Here is a 20,706-nt window from a genome sequence, read left to right as displayed (position 1 = left end):
GGCGTGCGGAAACGCCGGGGCGGCGGCCCGATCGCTCCGGCCGCCGCCCGGGGGCGCACCCGGCCGTGCGGGCAGCCGTGCGCTCAGACGGTGACGAGCGCCTCCAGCGGGGCGCCGGCCAGGTGCGGCAGCAGCCGCTCGCGGCCCGGCAGGAAGCTCAGCTCCATCAGCACGACCACGCCGGCGAGCAGGGCGCCCGCCTCGCGGACGAGGTCGAGCGAGGCGCCCAGGGTGCCGCCGGTGGCCAGCACGTCGTCGACCACCAGCACCCGCTCACCCGGTGCGAACGCGTCGCACTGCACCTCCAGAGTGGCGGAGCCGTACTCGAGGTCGTACGACCGGGCGAACACCTCGCCGGGCAGCTTGCCCTTCTTGCGGATCGGCACGAAGCCGAGGCCGGCTGCGACGGCGGCCGGCGCCGCGAGGACGAAACCGCGCGCCTCCAGGCCGACCACCTTGGTCGCGCCGAGCGCCGCGGCGCGGTCGGCCAGCGCCCGGGTGAGCGCGCCGAAGGCCTCGGCGTCGGCCAGCAGCGGCGCGATGTCCTTGAACAGCACGCCGGGCTTCGGGTAGTCGGGGACGTCCTTGATCCGGCTGGCGAGCAGCTCGGCGAGGACGGTGTCCTGGGTGGTCACAGGGGGTTCCTTCGGTCCGCTGGGTCGGCGCCGGCCGCGGGGGCGGCCCCGCACCGCGGGACGCGCCGACCGGTCGGCCGCACGGTCCGACCTTACCGGCCGCACGGGGGCGGCACCGTCCCGCGCGTCGCACCCGGTGGCGGTCCGGGAGCCGGAACGGGGACTGCCCGATCCGCGTGGATGCGGATCGGGCAGTCCCCGTACGGTGGGCGACCGCTGTGGGGCCGCGCCGTGTCAGCGCTTGCCGGAGGGGCGGCCCTTGGAGCGGGCCTTGCCGACGGGCTGGTTGCGCTGGCCGACCATGGCCGGGGACTCCTGGTCGTCCTGCGCCTCGGTGCCGTTCTCGGCGGCCTCGGCGGCCGCCTTGGCGTCGGCGGCGCGCCGCTGGGCGACCCGCTTGGCCAGCGCGCGCATCTCCGGGGTCTGCTCCTTCAGCTGCGCGAGCAGCGGGGTGGCGACGCAGATCGAGGAGTAGGCACCGGCCGCGAGGCCGATGAACAGCGCGAGCGAGATGTCGTTCAGGGTGCCGGCGCCGAGCAGGCCGCCGCCGATGAACAGCAGGGCCGCGACCGGCAGCAGGGCGACCACGGTGGTGTTGATGGAACGCACCAGGGTCTGGTTGAGGCCCAGGTTGGCGGCCTCGCTGTAGGTGACCTTGTTCTGCTTGGTGATGCCCCGGGTGTTCTCCTTCACGGTGTCGAAGACGACGACCGTGTCGTAGAGCGAGTAGCCGAGGATCGTCAGGAAGCCGATCACCGTGCCCGGGGTGACCTCGAAGCCGACCAGGGCGTAGACGCCGATGGTGATCAGGAGGTCGTGGATCAGGGCGACCAGGGCGGCCAGCGCCATCCGCCACTCGAAGGCGATGGCCATGTAGATGGTGACCAGCACCATGAAGATGACCAGGCCGAGGAGGGCCTTCTGGGAGATCTGCTGACCCCAGGAGGGGCCGATCACCTGGGCGTCGATGTTCTTGGCCTCGACGCCGAGGTCCTTGGAGAGCGCCAGCGAGAAGGCCGGGCCGCTGACCTTCTCCTCGGAGCTGACCTGGATGCGGATCTTGCCGTCGCCGGTCTTCTGCACCTGCGCGGTGGAGTCGCCGGTGATCTTGTCGGCGGCGTCCTGCGCCTGGGAGATGCTGAGCCCGGGCTTCTGCACGGTGTAGACCGAGCCGCCCTTGAACTCGATGCCCAGGTGCAGGCCCATCGCGAGGCCGATGGCCGCGACCAGGACGATGATGCCGGAGATCGAGTACCAGATCTTGCGCTTGCCGACGAAGTCGAAGCTGACCTCGCCCTGGTAGAGCCGGTGGCCGATGTTCCGAAGGGACATGGCGTCAGGCCTCCTTGGGGGCCGAGGTGGCGGCGGAGCGGCGACGGCCGCCCCGGATCGGCGGCTTGCCACCGAGACGCTTCGGGTCCAGCCCCGACCACGGGTGGCCGTCCGCGAAGAACTTCCGGCGGGCCAGCAGCGTGATCAGCGGCTTGGTGAACAGGAAGATCACCACGATGTCGAGCAGGGTGGTCAGGCCCAGCGTGAACGCGAAGCCCTGCACCTTGCTGACGGACACCACGTAGAGCACCGCGGCACACAGGAACGACACGAAGTCGGAGACCAGGATGGTGCGGCGGGCGCGCGGCCAGGCGCGCTGGACGGCCGGGCGCAGCGGGCGCCCTCGCGGACCTCGTCACGGATGCGTTCGAAATACACGATAAACGAGTCCGCGGTGATGCCGATCGCCACGATGGCGCCGCAGACCGCCGGCAGGTTCAGCGCGAAGCCGATGGCGCCGCCGAGCAGGCACATGATCGCGTAGGTGAGGACCGCCGAGACGATCAGACCGGCGATGGAGACCAGGCCGAGGCCGCGGTAGTAGATCAGCGAGTAGGCGACCACCAGGGCCAGGCCGATCGCACCGGCGATCAGGCCGGCGTGCAGCTGGTCCCCGCCGAGCTGCGGCGAGACGGTGGTGACGTCGCTCATGTCGAAGGTCAGCGGCAGCGCGCCGTAGCTCAGCACGTTGGACAGGCCGTTGGCCTGCTCCTGCGAGAAGCTGCCGGAGATGGTGGCCGAGCCGCCGGTGATGGACTGGCTGACGTACGGGTGGGAGACCACCTTGCCGTCCAGCACGATGGCGAACTGGTTGGCCGGGGAGGCCTGGGTGGCCAGGGCACCGGTGGTGGAGGCGAACGCCTTGGCGCCGGCGTCGTTGAACGAGAGGTCGACCTGCCAGCCGGCGGCGCGCTGGGTGTCGAAGATGGCGGAGGCCTTGGAGACGTCCGAGCCGTTCACGGCGACGGGGCCGAGCGCGAACTTGTACCAGACGCCCTGCTCCTTGTCGTAGGAGCAGGCGACCGCGTTCTTCTTGGGGTCGGTCTGGTAGTCCTTCTGCTGCGCCGGGTTCGAGCAGTCCAGCGAGGCGAACTGCTGCTGCACGTCCGCCGGGACGGTGCCCTGGGTGAGTGCGGCGGTCAGCTGCTCGGGGGTCAGGCTCTGGGTCGCCGACGGGGCCGGGCTGCTCGGGGCGGCGGCGGCCTTGGAGCCGGACGCGCTCGGGGAGGCGGCGGCGGAGCTGCTCGGGTCGGCCTTCAGCGCGTCGCTGACGGCGCGGCCGGCCTTGCTGGCGCTCGCCGAGGCGCTCGGCTTGCCGGAGGTCGCGGAGGCGCCGGAGGCGCTCGCCGAGGGGCTGGCGGCCGAGCTCGGGCTGCCGGAGGGGGCGGCCGAGGAGGTGGGCGCCGTGGGGCTCACCCCGGTCGGCGCGAGGGCCACCACGGGACGGAAGTAGAGCTTGGCAGTCGTGCCGATCTGCTCGATCGCGGCCTGCTTGTCACCGCCGTTGGGGATGTTGACGATGATGTTGCTGTTGCCCTGGGTCTGGACCTCCGCCTCGGAGACGCCCATGCCGTTGACACGCTTCTGGATGATGCCGACCGCGATGTCCATGTTGGACTTGTTGACTGCGGCCTTGTCGTCCGACTTCGCGGTCAGGGTGACACTGGTGCCACCGGCGAGGTCGATCCCGAGACGGGGCGTCTTGTTGCCCGTCCAGAACATGAGGGCGACCAGGCCGACGGCCACCACGAGGATCAGGGCCAGCGCCCGCCCCGGGTAGCCGTCGCGCTGGCGCGACTTGGGTGTTGCCACCTTGCTCGTTTCTCCCTGTCCATGCCGCCGCGGGCCGCGCCCCGTTCCGGCGCTCGGCGGGAGAGGGGACGGTGGCGCAGGGCGGCCCTGAGATCATGTGGGCCGGCGGCCGGATGCCGCCTCGGCCGGATGGGCCCGACCGTACTACTTGCTCTTCGGGCTCTCGCTGTCGGCGGGGGCGCTGCCCGAATCGTCCTTCTCCAGGCTGAGCGGCGCGGCCTCGGCCTCGTCGTCCGCCTCGGTGATGGACTCCTCGGCCTCGTCCTCCAGCGGACGCCCGTTGATGATCGCGTCGTACTCGAGCGGCTCCAGGACGGCCGCGATCGCACCCTTGGTGAAGTGGGTGACGACGCCGGGCGCGATCTCCAGCTCGACGGTCTCGTCGTTGACGGCCTTGACCTGGGCGTAGAGGCCGCCGATGGTCCGTACGCCCGCACCGGGCTCCAGGGTCGACTGCATCGTCCTGGCCTGCTCCTGCCGCTTCTTGTTCGAGCGGAAGAGCATGACCATGACGGCGACCATCATGAGGGGGATAAGCAGTTGAATCACAGCAGCCAGGATCCTTTGCGGGCCGCCGGGGGCTGGCGGCCTGGGGTACGTCGGCCCATCGGTCGAGAGGGGCGGTCCGGCGGAGTCTAGGCGACCCGCACTCATCGGACAACGCCAAGCATGCCAGTGTGCCGCCGAAAGTGGCGACCCTTGGCATGCCCTCGTTTTTCGACTCACACCACCGGGTCGTCCGGGAACAATGCGCTCTGCGTGGACGTCCTGGGTCCGGCGGCCTGCACGGGCGGGGTCAGACCGAGGTGCTGCCAGGCCGCGGCAGTGGCGATCCGGCCGCGCGGGGTGCGCGCCAGCAGCCCCTCGCGGACGAGGAAGGGCTCGGCCACCTCCTCCACGGTCTCGGACTCCTCCCCCACCGCGACGGCCAGCGTGGACAGGCCGACCGGGCCGCCGCCGAAGAGCCTGAGCAGGGCGTCCAGCACCGCGCGGTCCAGCCGGTCGAGGCCGCGCGCGTCGACCTCGTACACCTGCAGGGCCTGCGCGGCGATCTCCCGGGTGACCTGGCCGTCGTGCCTGACCTGGGCGTAGTCGCGGACCCGGCGCAGCAGCCGGTTGGCGATGCGGGGCGTGCCGCGGGAGCGTCCGGCGATCTCCGCGGCGCCGGCCGGGTCGATCTCGACGTCCAGCAGCGCGGCGGAGCGGTGCACCACCCGCTGGAGCTCGGCGGGCGCGTAGAACTCCATGTGCCCGGTGAAGCCGAAGCGGTCGCGCAGCGGCGGGGGCAGCAGGCCGGCCCGGGTGGTGGCGCCGACCAGGGTGAAGGGGGGCAGCTCCAGCGGGATGGCGGTGGCGCCGGGGCCCTTGCCGACGATGACGTCGACCCGGAAGTCCTCCATCGCCATGTAGAGCATCTCCTCGGCGGGCCGGGACATCCGGTGGATCTCGTCGAGGAACAGCACCTCGCCCTCGGTGAGCGAGGAGAGGATGGCGGCCAGGTCCCCGGCGTGCTGGATGGCCGGGCCGGAGGTGATCCGGATGGGGGCGCCGAGCTCGGCGGCGATGATCATCGACAGGGTGGTCTTGCCGAGCCCGGGCGGGCCGCTGAGCAGCACGTGGTCGGGGGCGGTGCCGCGCCGGCGGGCGGCCTGCAGGACGAGCGACAGCTGTTCGCGGACGCGCTCCTGGCCGATGAACTCGTCGAGCTGCTTGGGACGCAGGGCCGCCTCGACCGCCTGGTCCTCGCCGTCGGCGGCCGCCGTGACCAGGCGGTCGGCGGCGGGGTCGGAGTCGTACGGGCTCATCGGGCGTGGCTCCAAAGTCGACAAGGTGACAGGTCGGCTCGTCGTCAGGACGACGAATTCAGCGGGCTCGGTTCAGGGTGCGCAGCGCCGAGCGGAGCAGGGTGCCCACGTCGGGCACGGCCTGCGCGTCGGCCTCGGGGGCGACGGCCGCGACCGCGTCGTCCGCCTCGCGCGGCGCGTAGCCGAGACCGACCAGCGCGGCGTGCAACTGCTCGTGCCACGGCGCGGGGCCGGTGGCGACCGGCTTCTGCGCGGGCACCGCGCCGTGCGGGGCGCCCAGCTTGTCCTTGTACTCCAGCAGCAGCTTGGCCGCCTTGGCCTTGCCGATGCCGGGGACGGCGATCAGCGCCTTCTCGTCGCCCTGCGCGACCGCGAGGCGCAGCGCGTCCGGGCTGTGCACGCCCAGCATGGCCTGCGCGAGCCGGGGCCGACCCCGGGCGCGGCCTGCAGGATCTCGAAGAGCGCGCGCTCGTCGTCGTCGGCGAAGCCGTACAGCGTGAGCGAGTCCTCGCGCACCACCAGGGAGGTGGCGAGCCGGGCGCTCTCGCCGATCCGCAGGCCGGCCAGCGTGGCCGGGGTGCACTGGACGGCCATGCCGACACCGCCGACCTCGACGACGGCGGTGCCGGCAGCGAGGTGGGCGACCGGGCCCTGGACGAAGGCGATCATCGGCGGTACTCCTGACGGGCGCGGGGTGCGGCGGCGACGGCGGCGGCGATGCGGGTCTGCGCGCCGCCGCGCCAGATGTGGCAGATGGCCAGGGCGAGGGCGTCCGCCGCGTCGGCGGGCTTGGGCGGTGCGTCGAGCCGCAGCAGGCGCTGGACCATGGCGGTGACCTGGGCCTTGTCGGCACGGCCGGAGCCGGTGACGGCGGCCTTGACCTCGCTCGGGGTGTGCAGGGTGACGGGGATGCCGCGCCGGGTGGCGCAGAGCATCGCCACCGCGCTGGCCTGCGCGGTGCCCATCACGGTACGGACGTTGTGCTGGGCGAAGACCCGCTCCACCGCGACCAGGTCGGGCCGGTGCTCGTCCAGCCACTGCTCCAGGCCCTGCTCGATCAGCAGCAGCCGCGGGCCGATCTCGCTCTCCGCCGGGGTGCGGACCACACCGACGCCGACCATCCGCAGCGGCCGCCCGGGCGCGCCGTCGACGACTCCGACACCGCACCTGGTCAGCCCCGGGTCGACACCGAGCACGCGCACCTGGCCACCTTGCCTCTCCACGGTCCACCGCGTCGGGCCGACGCCGGGGACGAGCGAAGGCTACCGGTCGGGTCCGACAGGCCCGCCGACGACACCGGCCCGGCGGTCCGCGAAGGACCGCCGGGCCGGAGGGGAGGTCGGCTCACTCGGCGTCGAGCTGCGCACCGACCTCGTCGCTGATGTCGAAGTTGGCGAAGACGTTCTGGACGTCGTCGCTGTCCTCCAGGGCGTCGATCAGCTTGAAGATCTTGCGGGCGCCGTCCACGTCCAGCTCGACCTGCATGCTGGGCACGAAGTTGGCGTCGGCCGAGTCGTAGTCGATGCCCGCGTCGACCAGGGCGGTGCGGACGGCGACCATGTCGGTCGCCTCGGAGAGGATCTCGAAGGACTCGCCGAGGTCGTTGACCTCCTCCGCGCCGGCCTCCAGGACGACCTCGAAGACCTTGTCCTCGTCCACGCCGTCGGCCTTGGGGACGATCACGACGCCCTTGCGGTTGAACAGGTACGACACCGAGCCCGGGTCGGCCATCGAGCCGCCGTTGCGGGTCATCGCCACGCGCACGTCGGAGGCGGCGCGGTTGCGGTTGTCGGTGAGGCACTCGATCAGGACGGCCACGCCGTTCGGACCGTAGCCCTCGTACATGATCGTCGAGTAGTCGGCCCCGCCGGCCTCGGCACCGGAGCCGCGCTTGACCGCGCGGTTGATGTTGTCGATCGGGACGGAGCTCTTCTTCGCCTTCTGGATGGCGTCGTAGAGCGTGGGGTTGCCGGCCGGGTCACCGCCGCCGGTGCGCGCCGCCACCTCGATGTTCTTGATCATCTTGGCGAAGAGCTTGCCGCGCTTGGCGTCGATCACGGCCTTCTTGTGCTTGGTCGTAGCCCACTTAGAGTGGCCGGACATCGCCAGCTCCTTTACGTCGCCAAAAGGGAAATGAACACGGGAGATCTTACCGGTGTCGTCACCGGCGGGTGGCACACGGTCAGCGCGCGCCGGGCCGGGCGGTCAGCGCGCCGTCTCCTCGACCATGCGCACGAAGTACTCGTGCACCCGGTGGTCACCGGTCAGCTCGGGGTGGAACGAGGTCGCCAGCAGGTGGCCCTGGCGGACGGCGACGATCCGGCTGTCGGGGCCGTCGGCGGCCGGCACCTCGGCCAGCACCTCGACGCCCTCGCCGACCGACTCGACCCAGGGGGCGCGGATGAACACGCCGTTGACCGGCGCGCCCGTCAGGCCCCGGAAGGCGACCGCCGACTCGAAGGACTCGTTCTGCCGACCGAAGGCATTGCGGCGCACCGTCATGTCGATGCCGCCCACGGTCTCCTGGTCGTCCCGGCCGTCGAGGATCTTGTCGGCCAGCATGATCATGCCGGCGCAGGTGCCGTACACCGGCATGCCGGCGGCGACCCGCTCGCGCAGCGGGTCCATCACGCCGAACAGCAGCGCCAGCTTGGACATGGTGGTGGACTCCCCGCCGGGGATCACCAGGGCGTCCACCTCGGCCAGCTCCTCGGCGCGGCGCACCGGGCGGGCCACCGCGTCGGCGGCGGCCAGCGCGATCAGGTGCTCGCGGACGTCACCCTGGAGGGCGAGGACGCCGATGGCGGGGGTGCTGCTGGACACGGTTGCTACCTCTTCGGGTCGTTGCGGGGGACGTGCGGCGGCCCGCCGCGCGCGGATCGGCTGCGCGGCGGGCCGGCCCGGGGCTTCTCCGACTACCAGCCGCGGTTGGCGTAGCGCTCGGTCTCCGGCAGGGTGTCGCAGTTGATGCCGACCATGGCCTCGCCCAGGTTGCGGGAGGCGTCCGCGATGATCTTCGGGTCGTCGTAGAAGGTGGTGGCCTTCACGATGGCGGCGGCACGCTTGGCCGGGTCGCCGGACTTGAAGATGCCGGAGCCGACGAACACGCCCTCGGCGCCGAGCTGGCGCATCAGCGCGGCGTCGGCCGGGGTGGCCACACCACCGGCGGAGAACAGCACCACCGGCAGCTTGCCGAGCTCGGCGACCTCCTTGACGAGCTCGTACGGGGCGCGCAGCTCCTTGGCCGCGGCGTACAGCTCGTTGTTGTCGAAGCCGCGCAGGCGGGCGATCTCGTTCTTGATCTGGCGCAGGTGGCGGACGGCCTCGACCACGTTGCCGGTGCCGGCCTCGCCCTTGGAGCGGATCATGGCCGCGCCCTCGGCGATGCGGCGCAGGGCCTCGCCGAGGTTGGTGGCGCCACAGACGAAGGGGGTGGTGAAGGCCCACTTGTCGGAGTGGTTGACCTCGTCGGCCGGGGTCAGCACCTCGGACTCGTCGATGTAGTCGACGCCCAGCGACTGGAGGACCTGGGCCTCGACGAAGTGGCCGATGCGGGACTTGGCCATCACGGGGATGGAGACCGCCTCGATGATCTCCTCGATCATGTTGGGGTCGGACATCCGGGCGACGCCGCCGTCCTTGCGGATGTCGGCGGGGACCCGCTCGAGGGCCATGACCGCGACCGCGCCCGCGTCCTCGGCGATCCTGGCCTGCTCGGCGTTGACCACGTCCATGATCACACCGCCCTTGAGCTGCTCGGCCATGCCGCGCTTGACCCGGGCGGTACCGATCTGCGGCTGCTCTGCGGTGATGGGGGTGGTGGACACGTGAGACCTCACTCGAAGATGAACCGGTGCTATCGACCTATCGTAGGCCGGGAACGCCCCTTACCGATGCGCCATACAGTCCAGCAGGGGCCCCCGCCTTTGACAAACAGTAGCCCCTGGCGATGCCCCCTCCTGTGCCCGGATCCGGCGACCGCGCGCTGCGGCCCCGGCGGCGTGCCGCACGTCACACCACGTCACGGGCCCGGGATCAGGCGGGTGCCCCCTCCGGGGTGAGCGCCACCGGGGGCTCGTCGTCCATCTCGAAGGCCAGCGGGAACGGGGCCCGCCCGGCCAGCCGGAAATAGCGCACCAGCCGGTGCTCACGCACCGCGCGGGCCGCCCGCACCGCGTCGTTGTGGAAGCGCCGCGCCATCGGCACCCGGCGGACGGCCGCCGTCAGGTCCTTGACCGCCTCCTGGCCGCCCGGTGCCTCCAGCAGGGCCAGCACCTGCTCCGGGTCGCCGAACACCGCGCGCAGCGCCAGGCTCAGGTCGCTCTCCGCGACCTCCCGGTGGTCGTCCTCGGCCTGCCGGGCGGCGTGCGAGGCGTCGTAGAGCAGCAGCGAGGCCGCCGGGTCCAGCAGCGAGGAGGTCGCCAGCTCCTGGGCCACCGAGGCCCGCCGGACGAGCTGTGCGTCCAGCGAGGCCCGGGCGGCGTCGATCCGGGCGTGCAGCCGGTCGAGCCGTCCGGCGGTCCAGCTCAGGTAGACGGCGAACAGCACGACGGCCGCGATGGACCAGATCCAGGTAGTCACGGCGAGCCAACCTACCGGGCGGCCGACCGGTAGACGTCACGGTCGATCTCGGCCACGTCGACGGCGAGGTGCACCCGCCCGCCCGGCACGTGCTTCTCCAGCAGGGCCAGCACCCGCTCCGCCAGCTCCGCGCGCAGCTCCACCGGGCGGCCGGAGAGGATGCGCAGCTGGACGTAGACCGCACGGCGGCCCGGGTCGCCGTCGCCGAGGAACTCCTCCTCGACCGCGCGGAAGCGCGTCTTGCACGACTCCACCGGGCTGGCGACCAATTCGGCCACCAGCGGGTGGAGTTCGGCGGCGAACCCCCGGCCGTCGAAGGCCAGGCCCTGCGAGTACTCCACCGACATCTGCGGCACGGTGTGCCCCCTCTCAGTCGCGGGCCGCCAGCCCGAACCGCTCGCGCCAGCCCACCCGTTCGTCCTCCGCCACCGGCGGCATCCCGTCGGTGACCGTCTCGTACACCGACAGGATGTCGGCACCGACCGTCTCCCAGTCGAAGCGCCGGACGTGCCGCGAGGCCGCCTCCCGCAGGTCGGCCAGCCGCTGCGGGTCGGCGAGCAGCTTGACCGCGGCGGCGGCCAGCCCGTCGGCGTCCTCCACCGGGAACAGCTCGCCGGCCCGGCCGCCGTCCAGCACCTGCTTGAACGCGTCCAGGTCGCTCGCCAGCACCGGCGCGCCCGCCGACATCGCCTCGACCAGGATGATGCCGAAGCTCTCGCCGCCGGTGTTCGGGGCGACGTACAGGTCGACGCTGCGCAGCAGCCTGGCCTTGTCGCGGTCGCTGACCATGCCGAGGAACTCCACCTGGGCCCGCACTTCGGGGGCCAGGCCCTCGACGGCCTCCTCCTCGTCGCCCTTGCCGGCCACCAGCAGCCGCACGCCGGGCCGCTCGGCGAGGATCCGGGGCAGCGCCGCGAGCAGCGTGGGCAGGCCCTTGCGCGGCTCGTTGATCCGGCCGATGAAGCCGATGGTGCCCGGGCCGCCCTCCAGGGCGCCGCCCTGCCAGCGCGCGTCCGGCTCGGCGTCGGCGAAGAAGCGGACGTCCACGCCGTTCGGGATGACGACCGCGTCGCCGCCCAGGTGCTCGACCAGCGTCCGCCGGGCGTACTCGCTGACCGCGATCCGCGCGGACATCTTCTCCAGGCCGGGCTGGAGGATCGGCGAGGCCGCGATCATCGCCCGCGAGCGCGGGTTGGAGGTGTGGAAGGTGCCCACCATCGGCCCGGACGCCGACCAGGCGGCCAGCATGGACAGGCTGGGCGAGGCGGGCTCGTGCACGTGCAGGATGTCGAAGCGCCCGTCGTGCAGCCAGCGGCGCACCCGCGCCGCGGACAGGATCCCGAAGCTGAGCCGGGCCACCGAGCCGTTGTACGGCACGGCGACCGCCCGGCCCGCGGAGACCACGTACGGCGGCAGCGCCGACTCGTCCTCGGCGGGGGCCAGCACCGACACCTCGTGGCCGAGCGCGATCAGGTGCTCCGCGAGGTCGCGGATGTGGAACTGGACGCCGCCGGGAACGTCCCAGTCGTACGGGCAGACGATGCCGATCTTCACTGCGCGGCCCCCTCGGCGTCAGGTCGGACAGCCACAGCTTCTGCAGCATGTGCCAGTCCGCCGAGTGCTCGCGGATGCCCTCGGCCCACACGTCGGCGGTCGACTGCACCATCGCGGTGGTCTTCTCCTGGCGGGATCCCTCCGCGGGCACCGGCACCTCCGGGTGGATCTCGGCACGCAGCATCGGACCGTCGTACCAGAGCGTCACCGGGAACAGCGCGGCCCCGGTGCGCTGGGCCAGCGCCGCCGGGCCGGCCGGCATCCGGGTCGGCTCGCCGAAGAAGTCGACCTCGATCCCGGCCGCCGAGAGGTCGCGGTCCCCGACCAGGCAGACCAGCTTGCCCTCGCGCAGCCGGCGCGCCAGCGTGCCGATCACCGACAGGTCGGAGCCGGTCAGCGCCAGCACCTCCATGCCCAGGCCCTCGCGGTACGCCACGAAGCGGTCGAACAGCGACTCCGGCTTGAGCCGCTCGGCGACCGTGGTGAACGGGTACCCGCCCGCCGAGGCGATCCACGCCCCGGCCAGGTCCCAGTTGGCCATGTGCGGCAGCGCGAGGACGGCCCCGCGGCCGGCCGCCATCACCTCGTCCAGCTGGTCGAGGTTCTTGACCGTTATGGCGTCGCCGATCCGCTCCAGGCTCCAGGTCGGCAGCCGGAACGACTCCATCCAGTACCGCAGGTAGGACCGCATCCCGGCGCGGGAGAGCTCGCGCAGCCGCGCCTCGTCCGCCTCCGGGTGGACCCGGCGCAGGTTGGCCTCCAGCTGCCGGACCCCTTGCCGCGTCGGCTCCAGACCCGGTCCGCGATCGCGGTGAACAGGGCGCGGGCCGTCCGCTCGGGCAGCCGCTTCACCGCCGCCCACCCCAGCGCGTACAGCCAGTCGACCAGTCGATCCCTCACGCCGCCCCTCGACTCCGGCCCGTGCCCGGTCGGCCTCCTGGGCCTCCCTGCGCACGGTCAGGATGCGCTGCATCACCGTGACCAGGCTGCCCGCCGCGACCGCCCACAGGGCGACCGGCAGCAGCCACTCCACGTACGGCAGCCCGAACGTGTGCAGCCCGGCGACACCCGCCGCGACCAGGGTGATCACCAGTCGCTCGGCCCGTTCCACCAGCCCCGAGACATCCACCGGGAAGCCCAGGCTCTCACCACGTGCCTTGGTGTACGACACCACCTGGCCGCTCGCCAGGCAGAACACGGAAACAGCGCAGAGCAGGTCGTTGTTCCCACTGCCCGCGTACCAGAGCGCCAGGCCGCCGAAGATGGCGGCGTCGGCGACCCGGTCCAGCGTCGAGTCGAGGAACGCGCCCCACTTGGAGGAGCGCCCCGCCTGGCGGGCCATGTTGCCGTCGACCAGGTCGGAGAAGATGAACAGGGTGATCGTGATGGTGCCCCAGAAGAACTCCCCGCGGGGGAAGAACACCAGGGCGCCGGCGACCGACCCGGCCGTGCCGATCAGCGTGACGGCGTCGGGGCTCACGCCCCAGCGCAGCAGCATCGCCGCGAACGGCGTCAGGACACGTGTGAAGAAGGCACGCGCGTATTTGTTGAGCATGGCCTTCCGGACCGCTCCGATCTCACCGGACTCCGCCCGCGGCGCCTGCGCCGGCGGGCGGCCGAGCGGATCGACCCGCCCGGCCGGACAATGGTATCCACGCTGATCGCGGGGCTCCGCCGCCCCACGCCCCCGGACAGCCCGCCGGACCGACCGGCCCACCACGCGCGGCGCGCCGACCTGCACGGCCGGTGACCGGACCGCTTCCGGAGCGGAACGGGCGAGCGCGCCGCAGCCACCCGCGAACCGCAGGAGAGCAGCCATGGCGGACCGAGCAGCCACCCACACCGCGGCCCCCGTCGTCGAACGACCCGAGGAGCTGCGCAACGTCGTCCTCCTCGGCGGCACCGGCACCGGCAAGACCACCCTGGTCGAGTCGCTCGCCCTGACCGCGGGCGCCCTGACCCGGGTCGGCGGCGTACCGGACGGCACCACCGTCGCCGACCACGAGGAGGTGGAGCACCAGCAGCAGCGCTCCGTCCAGCTCGCGCTCGTCCCGCTGAGCTGGCAGGACTGCAAGATCAACCTGCTGGACGCGCCCGGCTACGCCGACTTCGCCGGCGAGATGCACGCCGCCCTGCACGCCGCGGAGGCCGCCCTGCTGGTGGTCTCCGCCACCGACCCGGTCTCCGCGCCCACCCTCGCGCTCTGGCGCGAGTGCCGCGCCGCAGGTCTGCCCACGGCCGTCGTGCTCACCCACCTCAACGCCGTCCGGGTCCGCCTCGACGAGGTCCTCGCGACCCTGCGGGAGGCCCTCGGCGAGGGCCACCCCGACACCGTCCTCCAGCTGTGCGACACCGCGCTGCGCGACGGCCGGCTGCTCGGCTCCGTCGAGCTGCTCAGCGGACGCCGCTACGGCGATCCCGGCGACATCCCCGGCCTGGAAGCCGACCGCGGGCACCTGGTCGAGGCCATCGCCGGGGAGGACGACACCCTGCTGGAGCGGTACGTCGCCGGCGAGGAGCTCGACGCCGAGGCGCTGGGCGCCGCGCTGCGCCGGGAGTTCCTGGCCGGTGCGGTGCACCCGGTGGTGGCCACCGCGCCGCCCGCCGAGCCGACCGGCGCCGCCCCCGGCGCGGCGGAGCTCCTCGACCTGATCGCCGCGGTCTTCCCCTCGCCGCTCGACCGCTCCGACGACCTGCCGGCCTGCGACCCCGCGGCACCGCTCGCCGCGCAGATCATCCACAGCGGCGAGGACCCGTACGTGGGCCGGCTCAGCCTGGCCCGGGTCTGGTCCGGCACCGTTCGGCCCGACACCACCGTCCACGTGCCGGGCGGCGCCGACGAGAAGATCACCGCGCTGAGCTGCCCGTTCGGCAAGCAGCAGCGGCCGGTGCCGCTCGCCCTGGCCGGCGACCTGGTCTCATTGGCCAAGCTCGCCGCGGCCCGCACGGGCGACACCCTCGCCGCCGACGACCGGCCGGCCCTGCCGCTCTGGACCCAGCCCGAGGCCCTGCTGCCGGCCGCCGTGGAGGCGCACTCCAAGGCCGACGAGGACAAGCTGTCGCAGGCCCTCGCCCGGATCGCCGCGCAGGACCCGTCCCTGCGGGTCGAGCAGAACCCCGACACCCACCAGCTCGTCCTGTGGTGCACCGGCGAGGCGCACCAGGCGGTGGTGCTCGACCGGCTGCGCAGCCGGTACGGCGTGCACGTCGACACGGTCGAGTACCGGGTGGCCCTGCGGGAGACCTTCGCCAGCGGCGCCAGCGGGCACGGCCGGCACGTCAAACAGTCCGGCGGGCACGGGCAGTTCGCCATCTGCGACCTCACCGTGGAGCCGCTGCCGGGCGGCGGGTTCGAGTTCGTCGACAAGGTCGTGGGCGGGTCCGTGCCGCGCAACTTCATCCCTTCGGTGGAGAAGGGCGTCCGCGCGCAGCTCGCCCACGGGGTGACGACCGGCTATCCGATGGTGGACGTGCGGGTCACGCTCACCGACGGCAAGGCGCACTCCGTCGACTCCTCCGACGCGGCCTTCCAGACCGCCGGGGCGCTCGCGCTGCGCGAGGCCGCAGCCAACGGCCGCATCCAGCTGCTCGAACCCGTAGACGAGGTGCAGGTCCTGTTGCCCGACGAGTACCAGGGCGCGGTGCTCAGCGACCTCTCGGCCCGCCGCGGCCACGTGCTCGGCACCGAGCCGGGCGGCCCGGGCATGAGCCTGCTCCGGGCCGAAGTCCCCGAACTCGAACTCACCCGCTACCCGGTCGAGTTGCGCTCACTGTCGCACGGAACCGGACAGTTCTCCCGCAGCTACCTGCGGCATGCGCCGATGCCGGCCAACCTCGCCGCGCAGCACGGACGCGCCTCCTGACCGCGGGAGGCACCGGCCGGGCGGGCCGCTCAGCCGCGCGGCACCGCGCAGGCGGGTGTCCCGCCGGGCAGCCGCCGCCGGTTGCGGGCCACCAGCCCGTACAGCGCCTCGGCGAGGGGGCGCACCGGCGGCAGCGCCAGCACCGCGCCGGCGTACGCCCAGGCGCCTCCCGAGCGCATCAGGAGCCGGGCGACCGCCTGTGCGCCGCCGTGCACCCGGCCGGTCGGGGTGACCCAGAGCAGCTCCTGCGCGGCCCGTTCGCGGGAGACCAGGCCCGCACCGCCGGCCCGGGCGTCCAGGGTGGCGAGATCCGCCCGCTGCGCGGGCACGGCGTCCCAGCCGCCGGAGGCCAGGGTCGCCCGGAGGTAGCGCTCCGCCCAGGTCACACAGCTGGTGCAGAAGGCGCAGTCCCCGTCGAAGACCAGCACCGGATCGTGCGCGATGTCGTCGGCCATGGCCCGATCCTGCCGTATCCGGCCGCCTTCCGCGGGCACCCGACACCCCGGAGGATCGAACCGGCTCCCGAGTGGGCACCATCCGGGCAGAGCTCTGCAGCGTACCCCGGCTGACGCCGGTTCAGACGATCAAGCCCGGGAGCGGGCGGCGGCACGATAACCTGCCGCTGACAAGGGGAGACAAGGGGAGGAGGGGCAGCCGCCGTGGCCCAGCTCGACATGACCCCGGGTGCGCAGATACCCCGCACGGACGTCGGCCCGCAGACCGCCGCCACCCAGGCGCTCTCCTCGGCCGCCTACCGCGACGGCAGCTTCCGCGACCTGGCCGACCGACTCGGGGCGACCCTGAAGAACGGCAAGTTCGAGCTCTTCAGGCCCAGTGTGGGCGAGGCGTTCTCGCGTGCCGTCATCGACCGCACCCTGCCCGCCAAGCGGCTGCCGCTGGTGCCCTCGTTCGGCACCGACGTGCGGATGGTGGTCGAGCACTGCCTCGCCGCCCAGGAGCTGCGCCACGCCCGCGACCGCCAGCTGAGCCTGGTGACGCTGGTCTGCGGCCTGCTCTTCCTGCCCGGCACGCTGATCTGGCTGGCCGCGTTCCAGGTCCGCGCGGTGGTCAAGAAGAGCCACCCGGCCCGGGAGGGCTTCTACGGCACCCTGGCGCTGCTGGTCGCCTGCGGCCTGGCCCTGCTGTTCGCGATCCGGCCGCCGGTCACCGGCGCCTGGTCGCTGTACGTCCGGCTGATGATGGTCGCCCCGGTGGTCGGCTGGTTCATCGCCAAGCGGATCTGCCTGCGCAGCACCATCGAGCTGCGCTCCCGTTGGGGCGGTCTGCTCGACGGCGGGGTGGTGGCCGCCACGGTGCCCAAGGCCGTCCCCCGGGACGACCTGGACCGCAAGGCCGCCGACCTGCGCGCCAGCCTGGAGCGGCTGACCGCCGAGCAGGAGACCAACATCCAGCACTACGCCGGCAAGAAGGGCCTGCTCGGAGCCGGCATGCGCTGGGTGACGGTGGAGATGAACGAGGATCTCCGTCCGGCCGCCGGCCACGCCGACTTCCGGACCTTCCACCGCTGGGACCTCGCCCGGAAGATCGCCGAGCGGCTGGGCGGCGTCGGGGCGAGCGAGGTGCCGGGCGGCACCATGCCGCACGTCTCGGTGCAGCACTGGGTGGTGCAGGACCTCCCGGAGGGCGCGGACGAGATCGGCCGGCCGGGCACACCGGAGATGGACGGCTACCGGATGCGCGACTTCGGCATCCAGCAGATCGCCAACCGGCAGACCATCGGCACCGACACCGACGCCTATGTGGCGGCCCAACTGGTGCTCCACAACGGCCAGGTGGTGGCCACCGTGATGGTCAAGATCACCATCCTGGGGAGGAACCTGCGGGTCTCCGCGTACGGGCACGCGCTCGGGCCGCTCAACGGCCTGTTCACCGCGAAGCCCAAGCCCAAGGAGCTGAAGGTCCCCAAGACCGGCAAGTTCTGGGAGGAGAAGACCGTCATCCTCCCGCTGGTCGACGACGACGAGGTCGTCCGGCAGGCCGTCCGGGCCCCCTTCATGCGGATCCCCGGCCTGCTGAACTGGCTGGGCGGCTCGCTGGCCCTCCCGGAGCCGTTCTGCGTGCGCCAGGCCTGGACGGACCCGACCTGGGCCCGCCGCGCCCAGGCCGACTCGGTGCTCTACACCGCACAGCCCCTGTTCAACGTGGTGCAGCAGACCACCATCGAGTTCCTGGCCGACCACGACGTCGACGTCGAGCGCTTCACCAACCGCTCCAACATCAGCCGCTCGGAGAACCAGGCCGTCCGCCCGTTCAAGGCCGACGCGTACGACGCGGGCTGAGCGGCACGACGAAGGGGCCGCACCGGCGACGGTGCGGCCCCTTCGTCGTCCGGACGGCCGGCTCAGGCCCGCGGCCAGACGTCGGCGAGCATCTTGCGGGTGTCCGCGAGCAGCTGCGGCAGCACCTTGGTGTGGCCGACGACCGGCATGAAGTTGGTGTCCCCGCCCCACCGCGGCACCACGTGCTGGTGCAGGTGGGCGGCGATCCCGGCGCCCGCGGCGGCACCCTGGTTCATGCCGATGTTGAACCCGTGCGCCCCCGAGGCGGCGCGCAGCGCCGTCATCGCGTGCTTGGTGAAGACCGCGAGCTCGGCCGTCTCGGCCTCGTCGAGGTCGGTGTAGTCCGCGACGTGCCGGTACGGGACGACCATCAGGTGGCCGCCGTTGTACGGGTAGAGGTTCAGCACCGCGAAGACGGCGGTGCCGCGGGCGATCACCAGCCCGTCCTCGTCGCTGAGCGCGGGGATGCTGCAGAACGGGCAGCCGTCGTCCGGCGCGGGCCCGGTGGGCTTGTTCTCACCCTGGATGTACGCCATCCGGTGGGGGTCCACAGGCGGCGGAAGCCGTCCGGCTCCCCGACGCCCCGCTGCAGTTCCGGCTCACTCGTCATGCGGGCCAGCATATTCGCCCCGGCGGCGGAGCCGAGCAGGGTGGGGCGGACTCGTTCGAACCCGCCCCACCCTGCCCGCTCCGAGGTCAGACCTGCACGCGCTGCCGGACGGCGTCCACGATCTCGGCGACGGCGTCGGCGACCGGCACGCCGTTCTTCTGCTCGCCGCTGCGGTAGCGGAAGGAGACGGCGCCGGCCTCGACGTCGTCGTTGCCCGCGATCAGCATGAAGGGGATCTTCTGCTTCTGCGCGTTGCGGATCTTCTTCTGCATGCGGTCGTCGGAGGCGTCGACCTCGACCCGGATGCCGTGCTTCTTCAGCTCGGCCGCGATCTCGCGCAGGTACGGGATGTGCTCGTCGGTGATCGGGATGCCGACCACGGTGACGGGGGCGAGCCACGGCGGCATGGCGCCGGCGTAGTGCTCCAGCAGCACCGCGAAGAACCGCTCGATCGAACCGAACAGGGCACGGTGGATCATGACCGGGCGCTGGCGGTTGCCGTCCTGCCCCTGGAACTCCAGCTCGAAGCGGTTCGGCAGCTGGAAGTCGACCTGGATGGTGGACATCTGCCAGGTGCGGCCGATCGCGTCCTTCGCCTGGACGGAGATCTTCGGGCCGTAGAAGGCGGCGCCGGCCGGGTCGAGGACGAGTTCGAGGTTCTGCTTCTCGGCGGCCGCCCGCAGGGTCTCGGTGGCCTCCTCCCAGTCCTCGTCCGACCCGATGAACTTCTCCGGGTCCTTGGTGGACAGCTCCAGGTAGAAGTCGTTCAGGCCGTAGTCGCGCAGCAGGTCGAGCACGAAGGTGAGCAGCGAGTCGAGCTCGTCGGCCATCTGCTCGCGGGTGCAGTAGATGTGCGCGTCGTCCTGGGTGAAGCCGCGGGCGCGGGTCAGGCCGTGCACCACACCGGACTTCTCGTACCGGTAGACCGTACCGAACTCGAAGAGCCGCAGCGGCAGTTCGCGGTAGGAGCGGCCGCGGGAGCGGTAGATCAGGTTGTGCATCGGGCAGTTCATCGGCTTGAGGTAGTAGTCGATGTCGCCGTCGAGCTTCATGGGCGGGTACATGCCGTCGGCGTACCAGTCCAGGTGGCCGGAGAGCTCGAAGAGGGTGCCCTTGGTGGCGTGCGGCGAGTAGACGAACTCGTAGCCCGACTCCTCGTGGCGCTTGCGCGAGTAGTCCTCCATGACCCGGCGCATGATGCCGCCCTTGGGGTGGAAGACCGCGAGGCCGGAGCCGATCTCCTCCGGGATGGAGAAGAGGTCGAGCTCGCTGCCGAGCTTGCGGTGGTCGCGCTTGGCGGCCTCCTCCAGGAACTCCAGGTGCGCCTTGAGCTCGTCACGGGTCGGCCAGGCGGTGCCGTAGATGCGCTGGAGCTGCGGGTTCTTCTCGCTGCCGCGCCAGTAGGCGGCCGCCGGCCGCATGAGCTTGAAGGCCGGGATGTGCCGGGTGCTCGGCAGGTGCGGGCCGCGGCAGAGGTCGCCCCAGCAGTGCTCGCCGGTCTTGGCGTCCAGGTTGTCGTAGATGGTGAGCTCGCCGGCGCCGACCTCGACGCTGGCTCCCTCACCGGCGGTGGCCGCGGAGCCCTTGAGGCCGATCAGCTCCAGCTTGTACGGCTCGGCGGCCAGCTCCTCGCGGGCGGCCTCGTCGGTGACCACCCGGCGGGAGAACTTCTGCCCGCGCTTGATGATCTCCTGCATCTTCTTCTCGATGACCTTGAGGTCGTCGGGGTGGAACGGCTTCTCGACGTCGAAGTCGTAGTAGAAGCCGTCCTTGATCGGCGGGCCGATGCCGAGCTTGGCGTCCGGGAAGACCTCCTGCACGGCCTGCGCCATCACGTGCGCGGTCGAGTGCCGCAGGATGTCCAGCCCGTCCTTGCTGGAGATCGGGACGGGCTCGACCTCGTCGCCGTCCTGGACGGCGTACGCGAGGTCCTTCAGCGCGCCGCCGACGCGGGCGGCGATGATCGAGCGGTCGTCGGCGAAGAGCTCGGCGGCCGTGGTGCCCGTGGTCACCACGCGCTCTTCCCGATCGGGTTCGCGGTTGATGATGATCCGGACGTCGGTCACCGGTCTCTCCTGACATCTGTGGTCCGCAGCACTGTGCTGCGTCCCTCGATGGTACCGAGCGCGGCCCGTCCACCGTGCACCGCGCTCTCCCCCGCGCTCCGCACGTCCCACCGGTGGCGGCGGCCGCTCCCGCACCGTGCGCACCGGT

Annotated in this window: 15 protein-coding genes and 5 pseudogenes; 2 read left to right on the top strand and 18 right to left on the bottom strand. The window is 72.4% G+C overall.

The annotated features are described in order from the left end of the window. Positions 1-83: 83 nt before the first annotated feature. The 15 genes and pseudogenes from ABEB13_RS33100 to pgsA form a co-directional block, all read right to left on the bottom strand. A complete protein-coding gene (locus ABEB13_RS33100) occupies positions 84-635 on the bottom strand; it encodes an adenine phosphoribosyltransferase (protein ID WP_345708411.1) in 552 nt (183 codons plus the stop codon). Positions 636-869: 234 nt separating this feature from the next. Continuing rightward, positions 870-1,967, bottom strand: a complete 1,098-nt coding sequence (gene secF / locus ABEB13_RS33095; protein WP_345708410.1) for a protein translocase subunit SecF — start codon at positions 1,965-1,967, stop codon at positions 870-872. Between the two features lie 4 nt (positions 1,968-1,971). Next, a pseudogene (secD, locus tag ABEB13_RS33090) lies at positions 1,972-3,779 on the bottom strand (protein translocase subunit SecD). A gap of 144 nt (positions 3,780-3,923) precedes the next feature. Continuing rightward, positions 3,924-4,328, bottom strand: coding sequence for a preprotein translocase subunit YajC (gene yajC, locus ABEB13_RS33085; RefSeq protein WP_157818673.1), 405 nt, complete (start codon positions 4,326-4,328; stop codon positions 3,924-3,926). Positions 4,329-4,501: 173 nt separating this feature from the next. After that, positions 4,502-5,584: a Holliday junction branch migration DNA helicase RuvB gene (gene ruvB, locus ABEB13_RS33080; protein ID WP_345708409.1), complete on the bottom strand. Its 1,083-nt coding sequence runs from the start codon at positions 5,582-5,584 to the stop codon at positions 4,502-4,504. A gap of 58 nt (positions 5,585-5,642) precedes the next feature. Next, positions 5,643-6,253 (bottom strand): annotated as a pseudogene (gene ruvA / locus ABEB13_RS33075) (Holliday junction branch migration protein RuvA). Beyond that, a complete protein-coding gene (gene ruvC / locus ABEB13_RS33070; protein ID WP_100887432.1) occupies positions 6,250-6,786 on the bottom strand; it encodes a crossover junction endodeoxyribonuclease RuvC in 537 nt (178 codons plus the stop codon). The pseudogene ruvA and the gene ruvC overlap by 4 nt, the downstream one beginning before the upstream one ends. A gap of 142 nt (positions 6,787-6,928) precedes the next feature. Further along, on the bottom strand, positions 6,929-7,687 hold the full coding sequence (locus ABEB13_RS33065) for a YebC/PmpR family DNA-binding transcriptional regulator (protein WP_100887433.1): 759 nt from the start codon (positions 7,685-7,687) through the stop codon (positions 6,929-6,931). A 102-nt stretch (positions 7,688-7,789) separates the two neighbouring features. After that, positions 7,790-8,407 carry a pyridoxal 5'-phosphate synthase glutaminase subunit PdxT gene (gene pdxT / locus ABEB13_RS33060; RefSeq protein WP_345708408.1) on the bottom strand — a complete coding sequence of 206 codons (618 nt, stop codon included), beginning with the start codon at positions 8,405-8,407 and terminating at the stop codon, positions 7,790-7,792. 92 nt (positions 8,408-8,499) lie between these two features. Continuing rightward, a complete protein-coding gene (pdxS, locus tag ABEB13_RS33055) occupies positions 8,500-9,411 on the bottom strand; it encodes a pyridoxal 5'-phosphate synthase lyase subunit PdxS (RefSeq protein WP_100887435.1) in 912 nt (303 codons plus the stop codon). A 208-nt stretch (positions 9,412-9,619) separates the two neighbouring features. Beyond that, entirely contained in the window at positions 9,620-10,165 is a 546-nt protein-coding gene (locus ABEB13_RS33050) for a hypothetical protein (protein WP_345708407.1), read from the bottom strand. An 11-nt stretch (positions 10,166-10,176) separates the two neighbouring features. Further along, positions 10,177-10,512 (bottom strand): 5-carboxymethyl-2-hydroxymuconate Delta-isomerase, encoded by a 336-nt coding sequence (locus tag ABEB13_RS33045; RefSeq protein ID WP_345708406.1) that lies wholly within the window; start codon positions 10,510-10,512, stop codon positions 10,177-10,179. A gap of 22 nt (positions 10,513-10,534) precedes the next feature. Beyond that, positions 10,535-11,719 (bottom strand): glycosyltransferase family 4 protein, encoded by a 1,185-nt coding sequence (locus ABEB13_RS33040; protein ID WP_100887438.1) that lies wholly within the window; start codon positions 11,717-11,719, stop codon positions 10,535-10,537. 7 nt (positions 11,720-11,726) lie between these two features. Continuing rightward, positions 11,727-12,619: pseudogene (locus ABEB13_RS33035) on the bottom strand (phosphatidylinositol mannoside acyltransferase); the annotation flags it as partial. Positions 12,620-12,623: 4 nt separating this feature from the next. Then, positions 12,624-13,274 (bottom strand): annotated as a pseudogene (gene pgsA / locus ABEB13_RS33030) (phosphatidylinositol phosphate synthase); the annotation flags it as partial. 262 nt (positions 13,275-13,536) lie between these two features. On the opposite strand from pgsA, the gene ABEB13_RS33025 reads away from it, so the two are divergent. After that, a complete protein-coding gene (locus tag ABEB13_RS33025; protein WP_345708405.1) occupies positions 13,537-15,582 on the top strand; it encodes an elongation factor G in 2,046 nt (681 codons plus the stop codon). A 29-nt stretch (positions 15,583-15,611) separates the two neighbouring features. Here ABEB13_RS33025 and ABEB13_RS33020 read toward each other — a convergent pair whose 3' ends face one another. Then, a complete protein-coding gene (locus ABEB13_RS33020; protein ID WP_345708404.1) occupies positions 15,612-16,037 on the bottom strand; it encodes a thiol-disulfide oxidoreductase DCC family protein in 426 nt (141 codons plus the stop codon). A gap of 204 nt (positions 16,038-16,241) precedes the next feature. Between ABEB13_RS33020 and ABEB13_RS33015 the strand changes: the two genes are divergently transcribed. Then, positions 16,242-17,882 (top strand): hypothetical protein, encoded by a 1,641-nt coding sequence (locus tag ABEB13_RS33015; RefSeq protein WP_345708403.1) that lies wholly within the window; start codon positions 16,242-16,244, stop codon positions 17,880-17,882. Positions 17,883-17,944: 62 nt separating this feature from the next. Here ABEB13_RS33015 and ABEB13_RS33010 read toward each other — a convergent pair. Continuing rightward, a pseudogene (locus tag ABEB13_RS33010) lies at positions 17,945-18,504 on the bottom strand (HIT family protein). Positions 18,505-18,578: 74 nt separating this feature from the next. Next, positions 18,579-20,558, bottom strand: a complete 1,980-nt coding sequence (thrS, locus tag ABEB13_RS33005; protein WP_345708402.1) for a threonine--tRNA ligase — start codon at positions 20,556-20,558, stop codon at positions 18,579-18,581. Positions 20,559-20,706 lie beyond the last annotated feature (148 nt).

The organism is Kitasatospora paranensis (genome assembly GCF_039544005.1).
Lineage (GTDB): Bacteria > Actinomycetota > Actinomycetes > Streptomycetales > Streptomycetaceae > Kitasatospora > Kitasatospora paranensis.
Note: the sequence above shows the minus strand (reverse complement) of the source record. Positions and strands in the feature narration are given on the sequence as shown.

Excerpts from the sequence above, each read along its gene's own strand:
- secF (WP_345708410.1), bottom strand. The coding sequence starts at position 1,967 with ATGTCCCTTCGGAACATCGGCCACCGGCTCTACCAGGGCGAGGTCAGC.
- ruvB (WP_345708409.1), bottom strand. The coding sequence starts at position 5,584 with ATGAGCCCGTACGACTCCGACCCCGCCGCCGACCGCCTGGTCACGGCG.
- ABEB13_RS33065 (WP_100887433.1), bottom strand. The coding sequence starts at position 7,687 with ATGTCCGGCCACTCTAAGTGGGCTACGACCAAGCACAAGAAGGCCGTG.
- ABEB13_RS33045 (WP_345708406.1), bottom strand. The coding sequence starts at position 10,512 with ATGTCGGTGGAGTACTCGCAGGGCCTGGCCTTCGACGGCCGGGGGTTC.
- ABEB13_RS33025 (WP_345708405.1), top strand. The coding sequence starts at position 13,537 with ATGGCGGACCGAGCAGCCACCCACACCGCGGCCCCCGTCGTCGAACGA.
- ABEB13_RS33020 (WP_345708404.1), bottom strand. The coding sequence starts at position 16,037 with ATGGCCGACGACATCGCGCACGATCCGGTGCTGGTCTTCGACGGGGAC.